Origin of the sequence: Burkholderia sp. LK4, from assembly GCF_001043615.1 — a bacterium.
GTDB classification, from domain to species: domain Bacteria; phylum Pseudomonadota; class Gammaproteobacteria; order Burkholderiales; family Burkholderiaceae; genus Burkholderia; species Burkholderia cepacia.
Genome location: NZ_LDUL01000016.1, coordinates 21732 through 35690, shown reverse-complemented (window position 1 = coordinate 35690; position 13959 = coordinate 21732). Strand labels below are relative to the sequence as shown.

Annotated in this window: 16 protein-coding genes and 2 pseudogenes; 12 read left to right on the top strand and 6 right to left on the bottom strand. The window is 67.5% G+C overall.

What is annotated here, in order from left to right; all coding sequences use genetic code 11:
- Position 1 precedes the first annotated feature (1 nt).
- Entirely contained in the window at positions 2 to 265 is a 264-nt protein-coding gene (locus VK92_RS08735) for a DUF1427 family protein (RefSeq protein WP_048025963.1), read from the bottom strand.
- A 279-nt stretch (positions 266 to 544) separates the two neighbouring features.
- Between VK92_RS08735 and VK92_RS08730 the strand changes: the two genes are divergently transcribed.
- Positions 545 to 1231 (top strand): hydrolase, encoded by a 687-nt coding sequence (locus tag VK92_RS08730; RefSeq protein ID WP_021160828.1) that lies wholly within the window; start codon positions 545 to 547, stop codon positions 1229 to 1231.
- A 22-nt stretch (positions 1232 to 1253) separates the two neighbouring features.
- Here VK92_RS08730 and VK92_RS08725 read toward each other — a convergent pair whose 3' ends face one another.
- Positions 1254 to 2177, bottom strand: a complete 924-nt coding sequence (locus tag VK92_RS08725; protein WP_021160827.1) for a LysR family transcriptional regulator — start codon at positions 2175 to 2177, stop codon at positions 1254 to 1256.
- Positions 2178 to 2295: 118 nt separating this feature from the next.
- On the opposite strand from VK92_RS08725, the gene VK92_RS08720 reads away from it, so the two are divergent.
- The 6 genes and pseudogenes from VK92_RS08720 to VK92_RS42825 all read left to right on the top strand — a co-directional run bounded on the left by VK92_RS08720 (position 2296) and on the right by VK92_RS42825 (position 4642).
- Positions 2296 to 2463 (top strand): DUF1427 family protein, encoded by a 168-nt coding sequence (locus tag VK92_RS08720; protein ID WP_021160826.1) that lies wholly within the window; start codon positions 2296 to 2298, stop codon positions 2461 to 2463.
- 19 nt (positions 2464 to 2482) lie between these two features.
- Positions 2483 to 2683 (top strand): annotated as a pseudogene (locus tag VK92_RS39635) (hypothetical protein); the annotation flags it as partial.
- Positions 2661 to 2885 (top strand): annotated as a pseudogene (locus tag VK92_RS41575) (DoxX family protein); the annotation flags it as partial. The pseudogenes VK92_RS39635 and VK92_RS41575, both read left to right, overlap by 23 nt.
- Before the next feature lie 25 nt (positions 2886 to 2910).
- On the top strand, positions 2911 to 3825 hold the full coding sequence (locus tag VK92_RS08710) for a glyoxalase (RefSeq protein ID WP_048025921.1): 915 nt from the start codon (positions 2911 to 2913) through the stop codon (positions 3823 to 3825).
- Positions 3822 to 4517 (top strand): YoaK family protein, encoded by a 696-nt coding sequence (locus VK92_RS08705; RefSeq protein ID WP_048025922.1) that lies wholly within the window; start codon positions 3822 to 3824, stop codon positions 4515 to 4517. Before VK92_RS08710 ends, VK92_RS08705 begins: the two co-directional genes overlap by 4 nt.
- Positions 4514 to 4642 (top strand): alginate export family protein, encoded by a 129-nt coding sequence (locus tag VK92_RS42825; protein ID WP_217709461.1) that lies wholly within the window; start codon positions 4514 to 4516, stop codon positions 4640 to 4642. The genes VK92_RS08705 and VK92_RS42825 overlap by 4 nt, the downstream gene beginning before the upstream one ends.
- 91 nt (positions 4643 to 4733) lie before the next feature.
- Here VK92_RS42825 and VK92_RS08700 read toward each other — a convergent pair whose 3' ends face one another.
- On the bottom strand, positions 4734 to 6320 hold the full coding sequence (locus VK92_RS08700; RefSeq protein ID WP_021160821.1) for an acid phosphatase: 1587 nt from the start codon (positions 6318 to 6320) through the stop codon (positions 4734 to 4736).
- A gap of 224 nt (positions 6321 to 6544) precedes the next feature.
- Between VK92_RS08700 and VK92_RS08695 the strand changes: the two genes are divergently transcribed.
- From VK92_RS08695 to VK92_RS08685, 3 genes are all read left to right on the top strand, one after another.
- Positions 6545 to 7930, top strand: a complete 1386-nt coding sequence (locus tag VK92_RS08695; RefSeq protein WP_048025923.1) for a cytochrome-c peroxidase — start codon at positions 6545 to 6547, stop codon at positions 7928 to 7930.
- A 109-nt stretch (positions 7931 to 8039) separates the two neighbouring features.
- Positions 8040 to 8426, top strand: coding sequence for a hypothetical protein (locus tag VK92_RS08690; RefSeq protein ID WP_048025924.1), 387 nt, complete (start codon positions 8040 to 8042; stop codon positions 8424 to 8426).
- Positions 8427 to 8437: 11 nt separating this feature from the next.
- Complete coding sequence (locus VK92_RS08685; protein WP_048025925.1) at positions 8438 to 8908, top strand: NUDIX hydrolase; 471 nt, start codon at positions 8438 to 8440, stop codon at positions 8906 to 8908.
- Positions 8909 to 8978: 70 nt separating this feature from the next.
- On the opposite strand, the gene VK92_RS38910 is transcribed toward VK92_RS08685, so the two are convergent.
- Together VK92_RS38910 and VK92_RS08675 are read right to left on the bottom strand one after the other, a co-directional pair.
- The gene (locus VK92_RS38910; RefSeq protein WP_053076319.1) at positions 8979 to 9422 is read right to left on the bottom strand and encodes a hypothetical protein; all 444 of its coding nucleotides are present in this window, start codon (positions 9420 to 9422) and stop codon (positions 8979 to 8981) included.
- A gap of 114 nt (positions 9423 to 9536) precedes the next feature.
- Complete coding sequence (locus VK92_RS08675) at positions 9537 to 11246, bottom strand: glutamine--tRNA ligase/YqeY domain fusion protein (RefSeq protein WP_027787758.1); 1710 nt, start codon at positions 11244 to 11246, stop codon at positions 9537 to 9539.
- 244 nt (positions 11247 to 11490) lie between these two features.
- Here VK92_RS08675 and VK92_RS08670 point away from each other — a divergent pair, with 244 nt between their 5' ends.
- Both VK92_RS08670 and VK92_RS08665 read left to right on the top strand, forming a co-directional pair.
- Complete coding sequence (locus VK92_RS08670) at positions 11491 to 11700, top strand: ornithine acetyltransferase (RefSeq protein ID WP_011351716.1); 210 nt, start codon at positions 11491 to 11493, stop codon at positions 11698 to 11700.
- 178 nt (positions 11701 to 11878) lie between these two features.
- Positions 11879 to 12433, top strand: a complete 555-nt coding sequence (locus VK92_RS08665; protein WP_048025926.1) for an RBBP9/YdeN family alpha/beta hydrolase — start codon at positions 11879 to 11881, stop codon at positions 12431 to 12433.
- A gap of 84 nt (positions 12434 to 12517) precedes the next feature.
- Here the strand turns inward: VK92_RS08665 and VK92_RS08660 are convergent, their stop codons facing one another.
- Positions 12518 to 13738 (bottom strand): CaiB/BaiF CoA transferase family protein, encoded by a 1221-nt coding sequence (locus VK92_RS08660; protein WP_048025927.1) that lies wholly within the window; start codon positions 13736 to 13738, stop codon positions 12518 to 12520.
- Between the last annotated feature and the right edge of the window lie 221 nt (positions 13739 to 13959).

The window sequence follows — 13959 nt, the reverse complement described above, 5'->3', positions numbered from 1 at the left end:
GTCACGACGGCTTGCGGTCGTTGGCGGCGCCGCCCGGCAGCGTACCGAACATGTGCTGGCCGCATTGTGCGTCGTGCCACGCGGTATTGAGCCGGTAGCCCGACAGCATCCGGCGCGCGAGCGGGAGGATCTGCTCGCCGGCCAGCATGCCGAGCAGGCCGAGGAGCGCGATGATCGGCGGCGCCGGCGAATTCACGCCGAGCGCGCCGTAGATGACACCGGCGAGGATGCCGGCGAACAGCGACAGAAAATACGGTTTCGTGATGAAAACCTCTCGTGACAGGCTGGTCGGGCGCGAAGGCGGCGCCTTCAATGTGCTGGAAGCGTATCGGTTTTACGTGCGGAAAAAAAGGGCGGACAGCCTTCGGAGCCCCTCTCTTTCGGAATTCGATCGATTCCATTTCTTGGATGTTCGGGCCGCGACTTTTCCGATTAAATGGCTGCAACCGGAACACGCCGCTCCGGGGCGACGCACAGCCGGCTCCTCCGCCATCCCGGTCGGGGCAAGCCTTGAACGTTTCCAGACCAAAGGATGATTCGCTACATGAGCAACGCCAAGCTTGAAGTCCTCACTCCCCACAATAGCCAGATCATCTTCATCGACCAGCAGCCGCAGATGGCGTTCGGTGTGCAGTCGATCGATCGCCAGACGCTGAAGAACAACGTCGTCGGGCTCGCCAAGGCCGCGAAGGCATTCAACATTCCCACCACGATCACGACGGTCGAAAGCGACAGCTTCTCCGGTTACACCTACCCTGAACTGCTCGACGTGTTTCCGAACCAGAAGACGCTCGAGCGCACGTCGATGAACTCGTGGGACGACCAGAAGGTGCGTGACGCGCTGGCCGCGAACGGCCGCAAGAAGGTGGTCGTGTCCGGCCTGTGGACGGAGGTCTGCAACACGACGTTCGCGCTCTGCGCGATGCTCGAAGGCGGCTACGAGATCTACATGGTCGCCGATGCGTCGGGCGGCACGTCGAAGGACGCGCACGACTACGCGATGCAGCGGATGATCCAGGCCGGCGTCGTGCCGGTCACCTGGCAGCAGGTCGCGCTCGAATGGCAGCGCGACTGGGCGCGCCGCGACACCTACGACGCGGTGATGGCGATCGCGAAGGAGCACTCGGGCGCGTACGGGATGGGCGTCGACTACGCATACACGATGGTCCACAAGGCCGCACAGCGCACCGCGACGCCGCACGAGTCGATTCCGGCCGTGCCGGCGAAGTAACCGGCCGCGTGTTGCCGCCGGGTCAGACGGGCGGCAGCGCCCATGGCGCGTGCGACAGGTGTTCGACGAGAAAGTCGAGCAACGCCGTCACGCGCGCGGCGCGCAGCATGCCGGGCGGTGTGACGAGGTTGACGTTGATATCGGGAATTTTCCAGTCATGCATCACTTCCTCGAGCGCGCCGCTTTGCAACTCGTCCCACACCAGGAACGACGGCTGCAGCGCAAGGCCCTGGCCGGCGATCAGCGCGGGGCGGAGCACGTCGGCGTTGTTCGCGCGAATGCGGCCGCGCACCGGCACGCCGAATTCCTCGCCCGACGTCTTGTGGCGGAAGCGCCAGAATTCGGGCGTCGGGATGTTCGTGTAGGTCAGGCATACGTGCTGGTCGAGTTCGCTCGGATGAGTCGGCCGGCCGTGCCGGTCGAGATACGCGGGCGACGCGACGAGCGGCCGGCGCACCGCGCACAGGCGGCGCGCACGCAGCGACGAATCGTTCAGTTCGGCAATCCGGATCGCGACGTCGAAGCCGCCGGACACGATGTCGACGAAGTGGTCGGTCAGCACGAGGTCGACGTCGACGCGCGGATAGCGTTCGAGAAACGCGGGCAACAGCGGCGCGAGATTGCACAGGCCGTAGGACATCGGCGCGTTCACGCGCAAGAGGCCGTGCGGTTCGAGCGCATGCGCGGAGGCTTCGCCTTCGATCAGTTCGGCATCGGCGAGCAGCCGGATCGCGCGATCGCGCAGCAGCTCGCCGGTCGGCGTGAGCGACAGCTTGCGCGACGTGCGGTACAACAGCATCGCGCCGAGGCGTTTTTCGAGGCGGGCGATCGCTTTCGACACGGTCGGTTGCGATACGCCGAGCAGGTCGGCGGCCTTGGCGAACGAACCGGTCTCGGCGACGCGCGCGAAGATGGCCCAGGCTTCGAGATCGGGAAGGTGTTGCATGGCTGGAAGGCGTGGCAGGCAAGCGAAGCGGGTGGGGCGGCAGCGGATCGCGCCGCGAGCGCATGGCGCCCGTGCGGGCGGAAATGCGGGGTCATTCTAATCCAGTCGTGAGGAGCGTATGGAATCGTATGTCGTTTCATTGGGTGCCGGCATGCTGGTCGGCGTCATGTACAGCGTGGTCAAGGTGCGTTCGCCCGCACCGCCGCTGATTGCCCTGGTCGGGCTGGCCGGCATGCTGGCCGGCGTCGCGGCCGTCGCACCGGTCCGTCACTGGCTCGGTTTCTGACTGGATCGAAGGCACATCGATGAACGCACCCGCCACTCGACCGGATCTGATCCTTCACAACGGAAGGTTCACGATCCTCGACCGCGCGAACCCGTCGCTCGCGCTTGCAATGAGCATGCTCGAGCGGCAGGTGGCGATCACGCCCGCGCCGCAATGGGTGCGCGTGGCCGGCGGTTTCACCGAGCCCCCGTTCGCCGGGAAGCGCCTGCCGACGATCGACGTGGCGCGGCGACGGCGGCCCCGGCATGCCGACGCTCGTCGCGATGGCGGTGGCGCACGACTTCCGGAACCGGACGGGCGCTGCGCATTTCATGGCGCTCGACAGCTTCTTCGAGCATCTCGGGCTGATCGCGGCATGCGTGCTCGCGACGCGGCTCGCCGATGCGAAGTATCCGGCCGGCAACGGCCGTGCCACCCGATGACGATCAACAACAAGGACATCCAGTCATGAAAACGATTCGTTCCGCCTTGCTCGCGCTGGCGATCGCCGCCGGCCTCGTCGCGGCGCCGGCTGTGTACGCGAAGCCGCCCGTCCTGCCGGCGGCCACGCCGACGCTCGCCGTCGGGCCGCAATACGACACGACGCACGTGTATGTGGCGCCGGAGGATTTCGATCGCTTCACCGACAGCTTCGTCGCGACGTTCGGCGGCAGCAAGTCGAAGCAGGGCGTGTTCCAGGTCACGCCGACGCCGAGCCAGACGATGTCACAGCTCGTGTTCACGCCGGCCGGCACGATCTCCGTGTTCGGCTTCAAGACGCCGACTCCCTGGCCGTTCGGCGCGGAGCGCACGGGGTATCTCGTCACCGACATGGACGCGGCGATGAAGGTGGCGCGCGAGCACGGCGCGGAAGTGATCGTCGACACGTTCCCCGATCCGATCGGCCGCGATGCGGTGATCGCGTGGACGGGCGGCGTGAAGATGCAGCTCTACTGGCACACGCAGGCGCCGAAGTACGATCCGCTGCAGACGGTGCCGGAGAACCGCGTGTACGTGTCGCCGCAGAGCGTGCGCAAGTTCGTGCACGACTTCGTCAAGTTCTCGAACGGCAAGGTGGTGTCCGACGATCTGAAGGCGCCCGGCGTCGAGATCGGCCGCCCGGACGACACCTATCGCCGCATTCGCATCACGTCGGGCTTCGGCAAGATGACGGTGCTCGTGACGGACGGCCACCTGCCTTATCCGTACGGGCACGAGACGACGGGCTACGAGGTGCCGGACCTGGCCGCAACGCTGGAGAAAGCCAGGGCGGCCGGCGTCGACGTGCTCGTGCCGCCGTACTCGGCGGACGGGCGCGACGCGGCGCTGGTCCGGTTCCCCGGCGGTTATGTCGCCGAGATCCACGCGGGGGCAGCGCGATGAAGCACGAGGACACGATTCTTGCCGCGGTGGCCGGCTTCGTCGACACGCTGAGCTTCGTCGCGCTGTTCGGGCTGTTCACCGCGCACGTGACCGGCAACTTCGTGCTGATCGGCGCGGGGGCCGCCGGGTTCGGCCAGGGCATCCTGCTGAAGCTGAGCGTGTTTCCCGCATTCGTGTGCGGTGTCGTCGCGAGCAGCCTGATCGCACGCGCGTTTTCCGGGCGGCCCGCGTGGCAGGGTACGCGGGCGCTGCATGCGGTCCAGGCCGTGCTGCTGCTCGGCTTCTGCGCGGCCGGCGTGTGGGCGTCGCCCGTCACGCAATCCGACAGCCTGCCGGTGTTGCTGGCCGGCATCGTCGGCACGTTCGCGATGGGCATCCAGAACGCGCATCCGCGCGTGATCGCGCGCGCCGGCGTGCCGAACACGGTGATGACCGGCAACGTCACGCAGGCGATTCTCGACGTCGTCGACCTGCTGTCCGCCGGCACGCCCGACAGCGTGCGCACGGCGGCACGCGCGCGCTTCGCGAAGATGTGGCCGGCGATCGTCGCGTTCGCGCTCGGCGCGACGGCCGGCGCGCTGGGCTTTCGCTATCTCGGGTTCTGGGCGCTGCTGGCTCCGGCCGTCGCGCTTGCGGGACTGGCGGCGTGCGCGGGGATGTCGGCCGGCACCGCCGCGCGGGAGCATGCGTGATCGGGCCGCGCATTGCGCAGCAGGTCGATGCGGCGTCGGGCGACCGGCATCCGCACGACGGTCGTGTCGAGGCAGGCGGGCACAACGCGGACCATGTCGGGGTCGAGCTGAAGTACGGCGGGTGACGCGCGCGTTCCGATGAAAAAAGGGCGGCCGGGAGGCCGCCCTTCGTGCGTTCGGGCCGGCGATGACACCGGCCCGCCTGTCGCGATGCCGTTACAGGTTCGGCGACAGTTGCAGCGCGTTCGTCAGGTCGCCCATCGGCTGCCCGCCGTTGGCCTTCAGCGCGTCGTCGCGCTGTTGCAGGCCGGCGAGGCGCGGCAGCGAGAAGCGGCGCGTGATGAAGCGCAGGATCGACGCGGTGTCGTACTGCGTGTGGTCGACGAAACCCTTCTTCGAGAACGGCGACACGATCAGCGCCGGAATGCGCGTGCCCGGGCCCCAGCGGTCGCCCTTCGGCGGCGACACGTGATCCCAGAAGCCGCCGTTTTCGTCGTACGTGACGACCACGACCATGTTCTTCCACTGCGGGCTCGCCTGCAGGTGCGCGAGCACGTTCGCGATGTGCTGGTCGCCGCTCGCGACGTCCGTGTAACCCGGGTGTTCGTTCAGGTTGCCCTGCGGCTTGTAGAACGCGACCTGCGGCAGCGTGCCCGCGTCGATCGCCTTGATGAACTCGCTGCCGTCGGTGCCACCGTCGAGCAAGTGCTGCGCGCGGCTCGTGCTGCCCGGTGCCTGGTTCGCGTAGTAGTTGAACGGCTGGTGGTGCGGCTGGAAGTTCGGCGCCGTCATGTTCGGGCCGTAGATCACGTTCGCCGTGCCGCTTTGCGCGGCCTGCAGTGCCTGGTTCCACGCACCGCTGTACCACGCCCACGACACGCCCGCGTTGGTCAGCAGGTCGCCGATGTTCTGTTGCGACTGCGGCGGCAGCGTCGTCGCGGCCGACGGGTCGGCGAGGTTCGGATCGCCGCCCGAAGCCGCCTTGTTGCCGCTCGGCTGGTACGGCGGCTGCATCGTGTTGATCGCGTAGAAGTCGGGCGTCAGGTTGCCCGAGTTCACGAACTTCGGCGCGCCGTCGAGCGCGGAAGCGGGCGAGTTGCTCGCGAGCTGCAGCGACTTGCCGTCGGCGGCGACGGCCGAGATCGAACCGGCGGCCGGGCTCTTGTCCGCGTTCGCGTAGAACGGCGCGCACGCGCAGATCAGGTACTGGTGGTTCAGGAACGAACCGCCGAACGCGCCCATGAAGAAGTTGTCGGCCAGCGTGAACTGCTGCGCGATCTTCCACAGCGGCAGCTTCGTCGCGTCGGGCGTGTAGTGGCCCATCACGAGGCCGCCCGAGTCGGCCCATGCGGCGAACATGTCGTTCTTGCCGCCGTTGATCTGCATCTGGTTCTCGTAGAAGCGGTGATACAGGTCGCGCGTCGTCACGCTCATCGGCGTGTTGAAGCCGTTCGGGTCGTCGATCGCGAACGGCGCGTTCGGCAGGTTGGCCGTCATCGCCTCGGTCACGGCCGGCGTCACGCCCTTCGCGGTCAGGCCGCCCCAGGCCTTCGGCAGCGTCGCGAGCGGCTGGCCGTTGCGGTCCTTCTGCTGTGCGCTGGCCGCGGTCACGTTCTGCAGGCCGTTCGCGCCGGGGAAGTTGCCGTACAGGTTGTCGAAGCTGCGGTTTTCCGCGTAGATCACGACGACGTTCTTGACCGTCGACAGGCCCTGCTGCTGCACGTCGTCGCCGCCGCAGGCGGTGAGGGCGGCGGCCGCGGCAACGGCGATCGGTGTAAAGCGAATCCAGGCGTGGTTTTTCATCCGTTGTACTCTCTATCTCTCTCTTGTCGCGTGGGGAACCGGCGCATTCGTGCACCGCCGGTTCGCGAGGTGACCGTGGCATGTCCGGCTGCACGCATTTTGAGGGTGCGATTTGACAGGCGGGTGTAGGCGTCCTTTCGATTGGCTGTCGGTGAGTCGTCATGTAACGGTCATGCGGCTGACATAAACTCCGGCCGCTCCTGAACCTACTTTCCGACGAATCGATGAAACCTCGCCAACCGACAGCCGGCGCATTCGCGCATTCGTGGCTGCATCTCGCCGGCGCATTCGCGCTGGCCGCCACGCTCGTCACCGTTGCCGGCTGTGACGGACAGCCCGGTGCCGGTACGCCGTCCGCGCAGGCCGCGAGTGCGTCGGGCGCGCCGGACGGTGCGCACCCGGTTGCGTCCGCAACGGTTGCCGCGAGCAGCGCCGTGGTCGCGACGAACCAGCCGCAGACGCGCGCACAAGTTTACGAAGGCGTGCGCCGGATGACGGCCCTCGGCAAGCAACTTTTCTTCGACCCTACGCTGTCAGGTTCCGGCAAGCTCGCGTGCGCGTCGTGTCACAGCCCCGATCACGCATTCGGGCCGCCCAATGCGCTGGACGTGCAGTTAGGCGGCGACGACATGAAGCATCCGGGCTTTCGTGCGGTGCCGTCGCTCAAGTACCTGCAGGGCGTGCCGCAGTTCACCGAGCACTTCCACGATTCCGACGACGAAGGCGACGAGAGCGTCGATGCCGGCCCGACGGGCGGCCTCACGTGGGACGGCCGCGTCGACACGGGCGCCGAGCAGGCGCGCATTCCGCTCACGTCGCCGTTCGAGATGAACAGCTCGCCGGCGAAGGTCGCGCAGGCCGTGAAGGCCGCGCCGTACGCGCAGGAGTTCCGCGCGGTGTTCGGCGTGAAGGTGCTCGACGACGATGCGGCCACGTTCAAGGCCGTGCTGCGCGCGCTCGAAACCTTCGAGCAGACGCCCGAGCTGTTCTCGCCGTACACGAGCAAGTACGACGCGTATCTCGCGGGCCATGCGCAGCTCACGCCGGCCGAAATGCGCGGGCTGCAATTGTTCAACGACGAAAAGAAGGGCAACTGCGCGAGCTGCCACATCAGCCAGCGTGCGCTCGACGGCACGCCGCCGCAGTTCAGCGATTTCGGGCTGATCGCGATCGCGGTGCCGCGCAATCGCGCGCTGCCGGTCAATCGCGACTCGCGTTTCCACGACCTCGGTGCGTGCGGCCCCGAGCGTACCGACCTGAAGGGCCGCGACGAATTCTGCGGGCTGTTCCGCACGCCGTCGCTGCGCAACGTCACGCTGCGCAAGACCTTCTTCCACAACGGCGTGTATCACACGCTCGAGGACGTGATGCGCTTCTACGTCGAGCGCGACATCCATCCGGAGAAGTTCTACCCGGTCGTGCACGGCAAGGTCCAGATTTACGACGACCTGCCGAAGCGCTACTGGCCGAACATCAACCGCGAAGCGCCGTTCGACCGCAAGCGCGGCGAGCAGCCGGCGCTGAACGCGGCCGAGATCAAGGACGTGATCGCATTCCTCGGCACGCTGACTGACGGATATCAGCAAACGGCCGCGCCGGCCGGGCACTAGAAGGCATCGCCGGTTGCACGCATGCTATGCTCGCTCGTTGACGGGCGTGGCGCGAGCCGGTTCGCCGGCCTGCGCCACGCCGTTCGATCGAACATCCAAGGAGAACAACATGTCGATGCGTGCATCCCTTTCCGCCGTCACGCGTGTGCTGGCCGGTGCCGCGTGCGCAGCCGCGATGCTGCCCGCCCACGCGCAGAACAACCTGAACTTCCTGACCAACACGCCGCTCAGCTATTTCAGCAAGGCCGACACGGCGTCGCTGTCGAAGGCCGCCGAGAAGGTGCGCGACGAAGGCAAGGACGGCGAGACGACGACGTGGCAGAGCAGCGGCCGGGGCACGCAGATCGATGCGAAGCTCACGCCGACCACGACCGAGACGGACGGCAAGACCTGCCGCGAAATCACGACCGACATCACCGCGAAGGGCCAGGCGATGACGCTCAAGCCCGTCTACTGCAAGACGGCCGCGGGCAAGTGGCAGCTGCAGAAGCGCTGAGCACGCGTGTGATGAAGCGGGGCGGCGCGCCGCGCACGGTGTCGTGCGGCGTCGTGATCCTCGATGCGGCCGGCCGCGTGTTCCTCGCGCACGCGACGGACACCACGCACTGGGACATCCCGAAGGGGCAGGGCGAGCCGGGTGAATCGCCGGCCGACGCCGCGCTGCGCGAATTGCTCGAGGAAACCGGCATCGCGCTGGCGCCGGCCCGGTTGCTCGATCTCGGCCGCTTTGCGTACCGGCACGACAAGGATCTGCACCTGTTCGCGGTTCAGGTGGCCGAAGGCGAGATCGATCCCGGGCAGTGCACGTGCACGTCGCTGTTTCCGAGCCGTCGAGACGGCTCGATGATTCCCGAGATGGATGCGTATCGCTGGACCGTGCCGGCCGACATCGACGCGTATGCGAGCCGCAGCCTCGCGCGGCTGTTTCGCACGAAGCTGTCGCTGGTGGATCTGCATCGGCGGTTGACGGGCGCGTAACCCCGGCATGCAATAAAAAAACCGGCGCAAGCCGGTTTTTTCATGGTTCGTCCGATGCGCGGCCGGCGTGTCAGGCCAGCCATCGATCGGTGTCGCGATGCTGGTCGAGGCCGATCGCTTCGAACTCGTCGAACGCGTCGCCCTTGGCGACGCCGAGATGGCGAAGCGCTTCGTTGATCGCATGATCCGACACGACGAGCGGGCCGCTTGCGCGGCCATCCGCGAAGCGCGCATGCGCCTGGATGCCGCTGCCGCCAAAGAATTCGGCTTCGACATAGGCCAGTGCAGCGTGCGCACTCAACTGTTCACACAGCGACAGAAGTGCCGGCGGCAGTACCGTGTCGCCCCCGTCGGTCAACGGGCAGAACGGGATCGCGTGAGCGTCCCGGAACGCGGTGTCGAGCGGGATCATGTCGATGTCGCCGCGCAGGCGGACGACGCGCAGCCCCCGCGGCAGCGGCGCGGACGCAAATGCGCTGGATCTGGCGACGATGGCCTGCAGCGAATAGGGCATGGCGACGGTTCCTGACGTGGCATTCGGGGCAGGCCGCCCCGACGAGCGGCCGGTCGGGCTGCGCATGACGAACGGCACAGGCGCGGGCGACCGGCGCCGCGCCTGTCCGATCCGTCAGGCCGGCTTGCCCCAGCTGTCGCGCAGCCCGACGATCCGGTTGAACACGGGCTTGCCCGGCTTCGAATCGACACGATCGGCCACGAAGTAGCCGTGACGCTCGAACTGCACGCGCGTTTCCGGCGCGATGTCGCTGTTGCCCGGCTCGACGTACGCCTGGACGATCTTCTTCGAATCGGGATTCAGCGCCTCGAGGAAGTTCGCGCCGCCCGCGTCCGGATGCGGCTCCTTGAACAGGCGGTCGTAGATCCGCACTTCGGCCGGCTGCGCATGTTTCGCGCTGACCCAGTGGATGTTGCCCTTGACCTTGTAGTTGTTCGCGCCTTCGGTGCCCGACTTGCTGTCCGGGAAGTAGTTGCAGTGCACGGCCGTCACGTTGCCGTCGGCGTCCTTGTCGAAGCCCGTGCACTCGATCACGTAGCCGTAGCGCAGGCGTACCTTGTTGCCCGGGAACAGGCGGAAATAGCCCTTCGGCGGGTTCTCGACGAAATCCTCGCGCTCGATCCACAGCTCGCGCGAGATCGGGAACGTGCGCACGCCGCGATCCGGATGGTGCGGATGCACGGGCGCCGTGCACGCTTCCTCGAGGTCTTCCGGGTAGTTGTCGATCACGAGCTTCAGCGGATCGAGTACGGCGACCGTGCGCGCGGCCTTGTCGTCGAGGTCGTCGCGCAGCGCGCCTTCGAAGATGCTCATGTCGATCCACGAATCGATCTTCGTCACGCCGATCCGCTCGCAGAACAGGTGGATGCTCTCCGGCGTGAAGCCGCGGCGGCGCACGCCGACGATCGTCGGCATCCGCGGGTCGTCCCAGCCGTCGACGTGGCCTTCGGTGACGAGCTGCAGCAGCTTGCGCTTGCTGGTGATCGCGTACGTGAGGTTCAGCCGCGAGAATTCGATCTGTTGCGGCAGCGGGCGCGTGAACATGCCGGCTTCCGCGAGTTCGTTCAGCACCCAGTCGTACAGCGGGCGGTGATCCTCGAATTCGAGCGTGCACAGCGAATGCGTGATGCCTTCGAGCGCATCCGAGATGCAGTGCGTGTAGTCGTACATCGGGTACACGCACCACGCGTCGCCGGTGCGGTAGTGGTGCGCGTAGCGGATCCGGTAGATCACCGGGTCGCGCATGTTCATGTTCGGCGAAGCCATGTCGATCTTCGCGCGCAGCACGTGCTCGCCTTCCTTGAACTCGCCGGCCTTCATGCGGCGGAACAGGTCGAGGTTTTCTTCCGGCGTGCGGTCGCGGAACGGCGACGGCTTGCCGCCTTCGGTCAGCGAGCCGCGGTTCGCGCGCATTTCTTCCGCGCTCTGGCTGTCGACGTATGCCTTGCCGCGCTGGATCAGCAGCTCGGCGAATTCGTACAGCTTGTCGTAGTAGTCACTCGCGAAGTACTGGTGATCGACCGCGTCCTTGCGCCAGTCGAAGCCGAGCCAGCGCACCGCGTCGACGATCGAGTCGACGTACTCGACGCTTTCCTTTTCCGGGTTCGTATCGTCGAAGCGCAGGTGGCACACGCCGCCGTAGTCGCGTGCGACGCTGAAGTTCAGGCAGATGCTCTTGGCATGGCCGATGTGCAGGTAGCCGTTCGGCTCGGGCGGGAAGCGTGTTTCGACGCGGCCGCCCCATTTGCCGGTGCGGTTGTCGTCGTCGATGATGTTGCGGATGAAATTGGAAGCCGCGGGGGCGTCGTTGCGTTCGGTGCTCATGCGGATGGCGTCAGGTTGTGTCGGCGCGTCGCGCCGGTTTAATCCCGTGATTCTACCTGACCGGGGTCCGTCCCGCGCGGCTGGCGGCGCGGCAGGCGCGGGTTTCGACGGATTATCTCGATATTGTGTCGGCTGTAACACGACGTAAATCGGATTGCCCGGGCCGTTTGGCGTTGCCTATGATGGCTTCACCGATTCAATGCCGCCGCTCGCATGACCGCGCGGCGAGAGGACACCAACAATCATGATGAAGAAGACCACGTTTATCGTTCGTACCGCCGTGATCGTCGCGGCCCTGTCGCAACTCGGCGCGTGCGCCATGACGCATACGCAGCGCAATGCCGGCATCGGCGCGGCCGCGGGCGGCGCGCTCGGCTACCTGGTGACGGGCGGCCCGCTCGGCACGGTCGCCGGCGCCGCGGCGGGCGGTATCGTCGGCGCGAACGTGCGCTGATCGACGACATGACGCGAGCCGCGTGCCACGCGGCTCGTCGTCCGGTCGCGACGCCGTCCCGCACGCGTCCCGGCCCCATGCACATCCTTTCGGTTTCAGACAGGCAGCATCAGGGAGGAACGGGTGTGCGACACTGCGTCGACGCCATATAACGATTTCACCCGTCGACGCACCTTCCATGAGCTCATTCCCCGTTCTCGTCCTGCCGGGTTACGCCAATTCGGGCCCGCTTCACTGGCAGAGCCGCTGGGAGCGTGCCGATGCACGTTTCTCGCGCGTCGCGATGCCCGACTGGGACCGTGCGTTCCGCAACGGCTGGTGTCTCGCGCTCGATCGCGCGGTCGAAGCCGCGCGCGGGCCGGTGCTGATCGCCGGCCACAGTCTCGGCACGCTCACCACCGCGTGGTGGGCGACCCGCTATGCGCGCCCGGCCGCGCTCGCGAAGGTGCGCGGCGCGCTGCTCGTCGCGCTGCCCGACCCGGGCGGCCCCGCGTTTCCGGCCGATGCGCACGGCTTCGGGCCCGTGCCGCTCGAACGGCTGCCGTTTCCGACCTGCGTCGTCGCCAGCAGCGACGATCCGTACGGCTCGCCCGCGTTCGCGCGCCGTTGCGCGAACGCATGGGGCAGCGCATTCCACGATATCGGCCCGCGTGGCCACATCAATGCGGACAGCGGGCTCGGCGACTGGCCCGAGGCGCGCGGCTGGCTCGACGCGCTCGCCCGCCGCGGCTGACGGCGCGCGGCGGGGCGGCAGCGGCAACTGCGGCAGCCGCCTGCCCGCCGGCACCCGCGCCGGGCGCCGTGCGCGGATCGCCTCTCAGATCGCCTGTTTCGCGCGCAGCCGGGCGATCTTCGCGTCGTCGTAGCCGAGCATGTCGCGCAGCACGTCGTCGGTCTGCGCGCCGAGCAGCGGCGGGGCGGTACGCGCGTCGGGCGGCGTCACGCTCATCCGGATCGGGTTGCGCACGAGCTTCGCGTTCGCGCCGCTCGGGTGCGGCAGCGACACCTGCATCCCGCGCGCGACGACCTGCTCGTTGTCGAACACCTCGTCGAGATCGTTGATCGGCCCGCACGGCACGCCGGCCGCTTCGAGCACGTCGATCCAGTCGGCCTTGCCGCGTGCCTTCACCATTTCCGCGAGGATCGGCACCAGCGTGTCGCGGTGACGCACGCGCGACGGATTCGTCGCGAAACGCTCGTCGTCGGCCAGCTCGGGCCGGCCGCCCGCCTCGACGAACTTGCGGAACTGTCCGTCGTTGCCGACCGCGACGATGATCCACCCGTCGCTCGTCTGGAACGTCTGGTACGGGACGATGTTCGGATGCGCGTTGCCCCAGCGCACCGGCGGCTTGCCGCTCGCGAGGAAGTTGGTGTTCATGTTCGCGAGCAGCGCGACCTGCACGTCGAGCAGCGCCATGTCGATGTACTGGCCTTCGCCCGTCCGGTCGCGGTGGGTGAGGGCGGCGAGCACCGCGATCGTCGAGTAGAGGCCGGTCGCGAGGTCGGCGATCGCGACGCCGGCCTTCTGCGGGCCGCCGCCCGGCTCGCCGTCGCGTTCGCCGGTGATGCTCATGAAGCCGCCGATTCCCTGGACGATGAAGTCGTAGCCGGCACGATGCGCGTACGGGCCCGTCTGGCCGAAGCCGGTGACCGAGCAGTAGACGAGGTCGGGCTTCACCGCGCGCAGCGATTCGTAATCGAGCCCGTATTTCTTCAACTGGCCGACCTTGTAGTTCTCGAGCACGACGTCGCTTTGCGCGGCGAGTTCGCGCACGATCTGCTGGCCCTCGGGCGTCGCGATGTCGACCGTCACCGAGCGCTTGTTGCGGTTCGCCGCCAGGTAGTAAGCGGCCTCGGCGGTATCGGCGCCGTCCGCGTCCTTCAGGTACGGCGGCCCCCAGTGGCGCGTGTCGTCGCCGGCGCCCGGGCGCTCGACCTTGATCACGTCCGCGCCGAAATCGGCAAGCGTCTGCGCGCACCACGGGCCCGCGAGCACGCGGGTGAGGTCCAGCACGCGGATATGGCTCAGGGCACCCATCGTCGAATCGTCTCCTTTCATGGCTGGCCTTGGCGGGCAAGGCGAATTGGCATGCCGAGCATCTTAAGGCGAATCGGCGTCGCGAGTGGCCCAGCCGGGCCGGCAGGAGGGCCGAGCCGCTTTGCCGGCGCTTTGCCCGGAAGCCGGCCCCGATCCCGTATAATCGATCGTTTCCGAATCCATGCCGCCGCGCGCCGCCCAAGGGCGCCGGCGTTTGAAGC

Bases quoted from the DNA above. Each gene is read 5' to 3' on its own strand.
- VK92_RS08730 (WP_021160828.1), top strand. From the start codon at position 545: ATGAGCAACGCCAAGCTTGAAGTCCTCACTCCCCACAATAGCCAGATC.
- VK92_RS08725 (WP_021160827.1), bottom strand. From the start codon at position 2,177: ATGCAACACCTTCCCGATCTCGAAGCCTGGGCCATCTTCGCGCGCGTC.
- VK92_RS08720 (WP_021160826.1), top strand. From the start codon at position 2,296: ATGGAATCGTATGTCGTTTCATTGGGTGCCGGCATGCTGGTCGGCGTC.
- VK92_RS08710 (WP_048025921.1), top strand. From the start codon at position 2,911: ATGAAAACGATTCGTTCCGCCTTGCTCGCGCTGGCGATCGCCGCCGGC.
- VK92_RS08705 (WP_048025922.1), top strand. From the start codon at position 3,822: ATGAAGCACGAGGACACGATTCTTGCCGCGGTGGCCGGCTTCGTCGAC.
- VK92_RS08700 (WP_021160821.1), bottom strand. From the start codon at position 6,320: ATGAAAAACCACGCCTGGATTCGCTTTACACCGATCGCCGTTGCCGCG.
- VK92_RS08695 (WP_048025923.1), top strand. From the start codon at position 6,545: ATGAAACCTCGCCAACCGACAGCCGGCGCATTCGCGCATTCGTGGCTG.
- VK92_RS08690 (WP_048025924.1), top strand. From the start codon at position 8,040: ATGTCGATGCGTGCATCCCTTTCCGCCGTCACGCGTGTGCTGGCCGGT.
- VK92_RS08685 (WP_048025925.1), top strand. From the start codon at position 8,438: ATGAAGCGGGGCGGCGCGCCGCGCACGGTGTCGTGCGGCGTCGTGATC.
- VK92_RS38910 (WP_053076319.1), bottom strand. From the start codon at position 9,422: ATGCCCTATTCGCTGCAGGCCATCGTCGCCAGATCCAGCGCATTTGCG.
- VK92_RS08675 (WP_027787758.1), bottom strand. From the start codon at position 11,246: ATGAGCACCGAACGCAACGACGCCCCCGCGGCTTCCAATTTCATCCGC.
- VK92_RS08670 (WP_011351716.1), top strand. From the start codon at position 11,491: ATGATGAAGAAGACCACGTTTATCGTTCGTACCGCCGTGATCGTCGCG.
- VK92_RS08665 (WP_048025926.1), top strand. From the start codon at position 11,879: ATGAGCTCATTCCCCGTTCTCGTCCTGCCGGGTTACGCCAATTCGGGC.
- VK92_RS08660 (WP_048025927.1), bottom strand. From the start codon at position 13,738: ATGGGTGCCCTGAGCCATATCCGCGTGCTGGACCTCACCCGCGTGCTC.